Here is a 6,990-nt window from a genome sequence, read left to right as displayed (position 1 = left end):
GCCGCGCCCGGCCAGGGGGCCGACGGCGGGCCGTGTCCGGGAACCACGCGCGCCGCCGGCTCCGCGCCCAGCCCGTCGAGCAGGCGGAGCCAGCCGAGGATGGAACCGTCGATGGCCGGCGCACGCTCCATGAACAGAAGGTCGCCGGTCCACAGCGTCGCCGTTTCCCTGTCGAGCACCGTCAGGTCGTTGTCCGTGTGCGCCACCGGCCGTGCCACGAGGTCCAGCACGCGCCCTCCGAGATCCAGTTCCAGGCGGTCGGACACGGCGATGGTCGGCGGGACGATCCGCAAGTCCGCGGCGGCCTCGGGGCCGGCCGCCGCTTCGAACGCCTGCCGGTAATGGTCGCCGCGCGCCGCCAGGGCCGCCTGGACATTGCGGTGCGCCACGAAGCCCGGCTGGTCGGGCAGAAACGCCGCGTTTCCCAGCACATGGTCCGGGTGCATGTGGGTGTTGACGACGTAGCGGATGGGCCGGTCGGTGCGGGACCGGACCGCCTCGCGCAGCCGCCGTCCGACCGCCGTGGAACCGCCGGTGTCGATCACGGCGACCGCGTCGTTCCCCACGATGAATCCGCAATTGGCGATGTCGCCGAGGTTGGCGGAATCGGTTTCCTCGTGGCGGCCCACATGCACGAAGACGCCGTGGGCGACCTCGAACACGGGCAGCGGATCGGCCTGCGCAGGAGCCGCCCAGAACAGCCAGACGCCCGCCAGCACCTTGCGGGCGTCCGGCCAGAGGAACGCGGCCATGCCAGCCATCGTCCGGTCCTGCAGTTTGTCCATTTGGGCGAGTATGGGGTGGCGCCGAAGGGTGCGGCAACCGGGCAAAGGTGTTTGTGCGGCGCACTGTGCGCTCTCAGCCGGGAGGGCCGCGGTGCAAGGCCAGCCAGCCGACGCTGACGGCGGGGGCGAACCAACCCGCGCGCTCCCGCAGATCCGGCGCGACCGGCAGATGGGCTTCGAAGTCCCGGTAGGCCGCTCCCCGCCGTTCGGCCAGACGGCGGACCAGGATGCGCCCGACCCCGGCGCCGACGAGCGGAGGGGAGTCCGCCAGGCCCCGCGACAGCACCTGGTCGAGAGCGTCCTCGATCCGCCGGAGCTGGCGTTCCGCGAGGTGGCGGGCGAGGCGGCGGGCCGCCGGAAGACCCTCCGGCTCCAGATCGTCCCCCACCATCCGCAGCAGCCGCCGCGCGCTGGCCGCCTCGTCATGGCCGCGCCCGTCCGCCGCCGGGTGCTGGTCGGCGCCGTCCGGGAGCGTGCCGGTCAGGCGGTGCACGTCGGCCATGGTCGCGAACAGCTCCGCCATCAGCGTGCGCCAGCGCCCGCCATGGGGAACGGCGCGGGCCACCGCCATGACCGGGGTGCGCACGACGCCGGTGTAGACCAGTTCCCCGCTCTCCAGCCGCTCCGCGTCGGAATAGCCGGCGTGGCGCGGGCCGCCGCCGACGAGCGGAACGATGTCGGTGGTGGTGCTGCCGATGTCCAGCAGGACTCCGTCCCCGGTCTGCGCGGCGACCAGCGCCGTGGCGTACCAGTTGGCGGAGGCCACCGCGCCCGTGCAGTCCGCCACGGCGTCCGCCGTCACCAGCCCGCGGGGGCCGGCGAAGAAGGCGAGGGCCGCGGCGGGCAGGGCGGATTGCATTACCGCGGCGATGCGGCGCACGCCGTCCGCCCGGTCGTCGAACAGGTCGGCCAGTTCGCCGGTCATCGTCGCGGCGGCCCGCCGCGGCGGACCCCAGCGGGCAAGCGCCATCGCGACGGCGGCCTCCAGCCGGTCGAGCCCCTGCCAGAGCGGGCAGGGCCATTGATCGAGGTCGCGGAGCGTCCCCGCCTCGTCGAACAATGCCGCCTTCAGGTGGGCGCCGCCGATGTCCAGCCCGATCAACCCGCTGCCGTCCATGGCTCACTCCTTCAGCGTCAAAGGAACCGGTTCGGTGCGCCCGACCGGCTTTGGCGGGACCGGCGGATCGCGCGCCAAGTCCAGCACCGCGGCGGCGACGTTCAGCCCGGTCGCCCGCCGCAACCCGGCATAGGAGGTGGTGAGGCGCGGGTTGACCTCGATGACCGCCGGGCCATCGGGACCGGCGACGACATCCACGCCGACATGGCCGAACAGGCCGGGCAGCGCCGCCGCGACGCCGTGCGCGAGGTCCGATAGGGCCGGCGTCGGCGCCAACCCGCCGACGATCCCCCCACCATAGGCGAAGGAACCGCCGGACAGAGTCACGTCCTGGCGGTTGACGGTCAGCAGCCACGCCCGCCCGTCGCGGCAGAGCATCGACAGGCTGGCCGGCGTGCCGGGCTGGAAGGGCTGCACCACGAAGCCGGTGCGGTCGGCCTCTCCCAACCACCCGTCCCATTCGGAGCGGTCGCGGATCAGCCGGGTATCGACGCATCCCGCCCCGTCGTCGGGCTTGACGACCCAGGGGCCGACCCCTGGCGGTTCGTCGGCGATGGCGTCGGCACGCCAGACCGGGACGACGGGGAGACCGGCGGCGGACAGGGCGGCGGCGGTCGCCGCCTTGCTGGACGTGACCGCCACCGCATCGGCACTGCTGTTGAACAGGCGGCGCCCGGCGGCCTCGGTCATGCGGCTGAAGCGTTCCAGCGCGCCGTCCGTCTCCGGAGCGATCGGCCACACGCCATCCGCCTCGCGGGCGAGGTTCTCCCAAAGGGTCCAGGACTCGCGCGGGTCGGTGATGGTTATGCTGCGCACGGGCACCGCGAGCGGCGGCAGGCGGGCGTCGCGCGTGAGCGCAATCTCCACCCCCGGCACCTCCAGCAGGTCGGCGACCAGGGCGCGGAGCATCAGGTCGCCTTCGCGGGCGAGGCTGGCGGGAATGGGGGCGCCGGGCGGCATCCCGCCGCCGGTCACGAACTCGCAGACCAGGATGCGCATGCCGTCCGCCGCAAAAAGAAGCCGAAGGGGAGGGCGAGATGTTCCACGTCGTTCCGGTGATCGATCTGAGGGATGGCGGCGTGGTGCACGCCCGCCGCGGCGACCGGGGCCGCTACCCGCCGCTGCGCTCGGCGCTGTGCACCGGCAACGACCCGGTGGCGGTGGTCGGCGGCCTTCTCCGCCTGCACCCGTTCCCGGTCGTCTACGCGGCGGATCTCGACGCCATCGAAGGGGTGGGGGACAACCGGCCCGCGCTGGCGCGGCTGACGGCGGCCTTTCCGGACACCGCGTTCTGGGTCGATGCCGGGTTCCGCGGCGCGGAGGCGGTGCGGAGCTTCGTCGCGTCGGGGCTTGGCGACGCGGTGCTCGGCAGCGAGAGCCTGGAGGGGCTGGAGCCGCTGGCCGAACTGAAGGCCGGCCCGGCGTGGGCCCGGGTGATCCTCTCGCTCGACTTCCGCGACCGGTTCGTCGGGCCGCCCGCGTTGGCGGAGCGCACCGACCTGTGGCCGGAGCGGATCATCGCCATGACCCTCGCCCGCGTCGGGTCCGGCGAGGGACCGGACTGGAACCGCCTTGCCGGGATCGGCCGGGCCGCGCCGCAGGCACGCCTGTTCGCCGCCGGTGGCGTGCGCGGCGGCAACGACCTGCGGGAGCTTGCGGCGCGCGGCAGCGCCGGTGCCCTGGTGGCGACGGCGCTGCACGACGGCCGCATCGGCGGCGCGGAACTGGCGGCCCTGGCCCGCCTGGACCGGTAAGCCGGTCACGCGGCGAAGGGGTGCTTCACCTTGTCCTTCTGGTTCATGAGATCCTGCGCGCTCGGGAAGCTGGCGACGGCGCGTTCGATGGCCTCCTTCGTGGCGCGGTAGTTGTAGTCCTGGATCTTGGCGTTGTCCTTGGCTTCCCAATGGATGAAGACGCCGACGCAGATGAAGATGTTGTCGATCTCCTCCTGCGGAATGGTGCCTTCCGCCACGCAGTCGGCGACCGCCTTGGCGACGGCGTGCTGGGCGGGGCCGAACATCTGCACCGCCTGTTCGGCACCCTTGATGGTGACCTTGTTGAACAGGATGGTGGCCGGCTTGCACATCAGGTTGGGCGCGACGACGGCGAGAAGGGCGGTGAAGCCGTCCTTGTTGTTGGTCAGCGCGTTGCAGAAGGCCGTCTCCACGGCGCTGCCGCGCGGCCCCATGATCAGGTCGATGTGGGCGACCTCGTTCCCATCGCCGACCAGCGACTCGCCAACGAGCACACGGTTGATTTTCGCGGATTGTCCTCCCCACATCGGCATGGCCTTTCTCCCTAGCTTTATCGGCGTTTTTCGTGGAAGGCGTCTTATCGGTTGCTTCGGGCCGCTACGGCCATTGCATGAGCCAGAACGCAAGCAGGCAGCCCACGACAAGATCCGCGGTCGTTCCCGGATTGACGCCATTGTATTTGAATTCCCTGTCCAGTTCCGCCAAGCGCGATCGCGTTAGCGTGAATGCACGATCCGGGACCGCGTCCTCCCTCAATTCCGAAGCCCGGGAGCGTAACCATTCAGCACGCTCCAGCCCGTATTTTCGGATGACATGGCTGTCGGGCACGGTGGCGAGGAATTCGACATACAGCAATTCGGCGGCCTGCGCGAAGCCGGCCCCCGCGTCCAGCCAGCGGCGGAGGCACGGCACGCCCGTTTCGAAGACGTCCGCGAAGTCCGTCGCGTACTGCCGGGCGATCCGGTCGCGGTCCTGCGCCTCCCGCATGGCGGCGAGCAGCGTCACCCGCGCCGGGGCGTGCACGTCCGCTCCCTCCACGCGGCCCAGGCCGGCGGGTTCGGCCAGCGCGATGGCGCGGAACGCAAGCTCCGCGTCCGCCACGGTCAGGTTTGCGAGCACATGGCCCAGCCGGTCGCGCAAAGACCCGCCGCCGGCCAGCGCGGCCTGGGCCAGCGGGGCAGCCAGCAGCAGGATGCCGAGGTTGGTGTTGCAGCCGGCGACCGCCCGCGTGGCGGCGACGGCGGCGTGTATCCGCTCGCCGACGCTCAGGCCCGGCTGCGCGAGGATGGGGGCGGTCGCGTCGGCGCTGGCGAGGAACTGGGCGACGGTCATGCCGTGGCCGTCCGCATGGATGTGGACGTTGCCGGGCTTCAGCGCGCGCAGCTCCACATGGCAGGCGGCGCGGTAGGCGCCGGCCACGCCGGATGCCGGATCGGGAGGAATCGGCGCCCAGCCGGTCATGCGCCCACCCGTTCCACGAAGTCGGCAGCCAGGGCGTCGGCGATGTCCACCGCGCTGACCCGCTGCAACCCCTGCCACGCCGGCATGCTGTTGATCTCCAGCACCAGCCAGCGCCCCGCCCGGTCCTGGATCAGATCGACGCCGGCATAGCCGGCACCGACCACCGCCGCGGCGCGGACGGCGAGGGCGGCGGCCTCGTCGTCGGCGGGAGCGGCCTCGCAGGCTGCGCCCTGATGGACGTTGGTGATCCAGCTTTGCCCATGCCGGTTCATCGCGGCGACCGCCCGCCCGCCGGACACGAACACCCGCCGGTCCCGCCACGCGCCCTTGGTCCGCGGCGGGATGAAGGGCTGGAGGTAGTAGACCCCGGCGACCGCTGCGGCGTCGGGCAGCGCTTCCGGCCCGTCCAGCCGCAGCAGGCCGCGTCCCTGCGCGCCGAACAGGGGCTTCAGCACTTGGTCGGGCGCACCTTCCAGGACGCGCCGGGCCGGTTCGACGTCCTGCGTGGCCAGGGCGGGCGGGGTCGGCAGGCCGGCGCGGGCCAGCAGGACGCTCGTCATGCTCTTGTCCACGCAGCGCTCGATGGCCCGCGCGTCGTTGCAGACCGGCACCCCAAGCTCCCGCAGCGCGTGGAGCACGCCCAGGCGCAGCGTCACCTGCTCGAAGCTGCCCTGGCCCACCGCCCGGACGAACACGCCCGCGGGAAGCGTCTCCTCGAAACCGGGGATCAGCAGCCCCGTCGCCGTGTAGCCGGCGGCGATCCCGCAGCGCCGGGGCGAAACGCAGCGGCAGGGCAGGCCACGCGCCTCGATGGCCCGGACCAGACGGGGCGTGTGCCAGTCGGGCCGTTCGGTGAGGATCAGGGCGGTGCGCTCACCGGACATCGCGGAACGAACGCTCAACGAGGTCGGGCGCCAACTCCCCGGCGTGGAAGCTGCGCCCGCTGTCGATGGCGGTGACGGTCACCCGCGCCGGGCTGAACAGCATGGAATCGATGGCGTAGAAGTCTCCCTTCACCGCGGCGAAGACCTCCGCGAAGGGGCGGCCATGGTCGCGCGAGGCGGAAGAGGGCAGGCGGCGCGCCAGATCCTCCGCCTCGCCGTCCGGGCCGGCGACGTGCAGATGGACCGTTCCGCCGTAAAGGATCGCGTCGTTGGTGCGGCCCATGGCGGTGAGGAAGCCGCCACCCGGCGGTGGAAGCGGCGCCATGCCGATGCCGTCCACCACGCGGTCGAGCGGGAAGCCGAGGCTGTGCAGCTTGTGCAGGGCGACCTCCAGCACGCGGGCGACCACCTGGGTCGTCCCGGCAAGGCTCTGGGTCGGGGTGAGAATCAGGGTCAGCCGGTCCGCGGCGATGCCGCAGGCGGCGGCGATGCGGGCGACCAGTTCGGCGGGCGGCACCGCCGCCACCTCCATGACGAAGGCCGCCGTTTCGGCTGTGTCGCGGTAGGCCAGCTCGTCGAACAGCGTCTCCTGCCGGGCCAGCGCGCGGCCGGGGCCGGAGCCGAGCGCGAAGAAGGCGTCCTTGCCGCTGCCGTGGCTGAGGCTCCAGCCGGCGTACTGGCTGCCGAGGCAGGCCAGCACCGGCTGGGCGCTGTGGACCGTGACGCCGAACGGCCAGGACGGCGTGCCGGGCACCGGGCCCAGCGTGACCCGGCCAAGGCCGCCCATGCACAGTTCGGCGATGCGCCGCCCGGCCTCCAGGCCGCCGGGATGGCGTATCCCGGCATCGACGACGCAGGCCCCCCCGACCCGCTCAAGGCCGAGGCGCAGCACCGCGGCGTCGGCCACCAGCCGCCCGGCCAGCGGTGCCGACAGCGCCGCGAGGCTCGGGCGCGGGTCGGACGGGGTTTCCGTGGTCATGGTTGCATCT

The 6,990-nt window shown here is 72.7% G+C and carries 8 protein-coding genes; 1 reads left to right on the top strand and 7 read right to left on the bottom strand.

Features of this window, described 5'->3' with window-relative positions; translation table 11 throughout:
- The 3 genes from QSG27_RS26680 to QSG27_RS26670 all read right to left on the bottom strand — a co-directional run.
- Window positions 1-752: quinoprotein relay system zinc metallohydrolase 2 (locus QSG27_RS26680; protein ID WP_306711562.1), on the bottom strand; the 752-nt coding region annotated here is incomplete at its 3' end.
- 106 nt (window positions 753-858) lie between these two features.
- Entirely contained in the window at window positions 859-1,902 is a 1,044-nt protein-coding gene (locus QSG27_RS26675) for a hydantoinase/oxoprolinase family protein (RefSeq protein WP_306711560.1), read from the bottom strand.
- 3 nt (window positions 1,903-1,905) lie between these two features.
- Complete coding sequence (locus QSG27_RS26670; RefSeq protein WP_306711559.1) at window positions 1,906-2,901, bottom strand: ATP-grasp domain-containing protein; 996 nt, start codon at window positions 2,899-2,901, stop codon at window positions 1,906-1,908.
- A 38-nt stretch (window positions 2,902-2,939) separates the two neighbouring features.
- Between QSG27_RS26670 and QSG27_RS26665 the strand changes: the two genes are divergently transcribed.
- Entirely contained in the window at window positions 2,940-3,656 is a 717-nt protein-coding gene (locus QSG27_RS26665; protein WP_306711557.1) for a HisA/HisF-related TIM barrel protein, read from the top strand.
- 5 nt (window positions 3,657-3,661) lie between these two features.
- Here QSG27_RS26665 and fae read toward each other — a convergent pair whose 3' ends face one another.
- From fae to mch, 4 genes are all read right to left on the bottom strand, one after another.
- A complete protein-coding gene (fae, locus tag QSG27_RS26660) occupies window positions 3,662-4,150 on the bottom strand; it encodes a formaldehyde-activating enzyme (RefSeq protein ID WP_306711555.1) in 489 nt (162 codons plus the stop codon).
- 103 nt (window positions 4,151-4,253) lie between these two features.
- Window positions 4,254-5,117 carry a triphosphoribosyl-dephospho-CoA synthase gene (locus QSG27_RS26655; RefSeq protein ID WP_306711553.1) on the bottom strand — a complete coding sequence of 288 codons (864 nt, stop codon included), beginning with the start codon at window positions 5,115-5,117 and terminating at the stop codon, window positions 4,254-4,256.
- On the bottom strand, window positions 5,114-6,001 hold the full coding sequence (locus tag QSG27_RS26650) for a RimK family alpha-L-glutamate ligase (protein WP_306711551.1): 888 nt from the start codon (window positions 5,999-6,001) through the stop codon (window positions 5,114-5,116). Before QSG27_RS26650 ends, QSG27_RS26655 begins: the two co-directional genes overlap by 4 nt.
- A complete protein-coding gene (mch, locus tag QSG27_RS26645; RefSeq protein WP_306711565.1) occupies window positions 5,991-6,980 on the bottom strand; it encodes a methenyltetrahydromethanopterin cyclohydrolase in 990 nt (329 codons plus the stop codon). The genes QSG27_RS26650 and mch overlap by 11 nt, the downstream gene beginning before the upstream one ends.
- Window positions 6,981-6,990 lie beyond the last annotated feature (10 nt).

The organism is Azospirillum isscasi (assembly GCF_030849505.1).
Classification (GTDB): domain Bacteria; phylum Pseudomonadota; class Alphaproteobacteria; order Azospirillales; family Azospirillaceae; genus Azospirillum; species Azospirillum isscasi.
Note: the sequence above shows the minus strand (reverse complement) of the source record. Positions and strands in the feature narration are given on the sequence as shown.